Origin of the sequence: Pseudoalteromonas sp. MER144-MNA-CIBAN-0113, from assembly GCF_040308965.1 — a bacterium.
Lineage (GTDB): Bacteria > Pseudomonadota > Gammaproteobacteria > Enterobacterales > Alteromonadaceae > Pseudoalteromonas > Pseudoalteromonas tetraodonis.
This window is the reverse complement of record NZ_JBEOOG010000178.1, coordinates 1-992: the sequence shown is the minus strand read 5'-3', so window position 1 is coordinate 992 and position 992 is coordinate 1. Positions and strand designations below refer to the sequence as shown.

General features: G+C 35.9%; 1 protein-coding gene. It reads right to left on the bottom strand.

Annotated elements, in window-relative coordinates; genetic code table 11:
• Positions 1-515: 515 nt before the first annotated feature.
• Entirely contained in the window at positions 516-842 is a 327-nt protein-coding gene (locus AAEY57_RS19280; protein WP_350608580.1) for a hypothetical protein, read from the bottom strand.
• Positions 843-992 lie beyond the last annotated feature (150 nt).

Sequence of the window (992 nt, the reverse complement as noted above, 5' to 3'; positions counted from 1 at the left end):
GCTGAAGTAATTATGGCTTAAAAAGTTAAGCAAGGATCAGTGCGTTTAACTTGACAGTGGGAGTCATACCAACGCCCCAATAAGGGGCTAAAAATTGCTTGCTAAAATGTGTAGCGTAGCGAAACCGAGCAAACTGTTTTTAGTCCCGCTTAATTGGCTTGTTATATGTACGTCACTCATTTTATTGGGTTTTTATTTAATCGTAGTTTTGTTTTAACTACAAGAATTAATGTAGGAAGTTGTAATACCAAGAATGAAACCCTAAGCCTTTGACTGAAAATTCAGCTGCCTCAGTAAAAATCAGAACCATTGATAAAACAAGCCAAATTATAAAGAAAAATAAGCCATAACGGATCAACGATTTGAATACTATTTGATTATCTGGCGACATACTTTCCTGTACACATAACGCCTGCTTAAGCGGACAAAAATAGTTGGTTATAATGTGGAGCGAAGCGAAACGTAACCAACTGTTTTTGTTCCGTTTAAAGCTCTTGTTAGGTGTTCCATTTTCACTACGCAAATAAAGCAATAACAATAGAAACCCACGTAATAATTAAAACTAATAAACTAGTATTTTCGCATTCATTATTGATATGCAAAAACAAGGTACCAAAGAAAAAAGTAGTTGGTACTGATAATAATGAAGAAATCAAAGCTGTATCTTCACCTTGAAGACCGATGACAATCCGTGTGATCAGGCACAACACTGAAACATAAAAAAAACAGCGTATCATCCATATTCTAAGATAATGATCTGAAGCTAATGGCTTAATGTTTCTAGAAAGAAAGACATTTTTTAATATAGCCAGTATCTCTAAATCTGTTTCATTTAATTTCAATATAACTCCATTTCCAAAAGACACCTAACGCCAAGTTAAGCTGCAAAAAATGGTTGGTTATAATCGCGGAGCGACGGAGTTTTTCAAGGTAGTTGTCCGATTTTCCCGTTTTATGCTGCTGCCTGAGCCTGCACGATTTCCCGCTCCGGA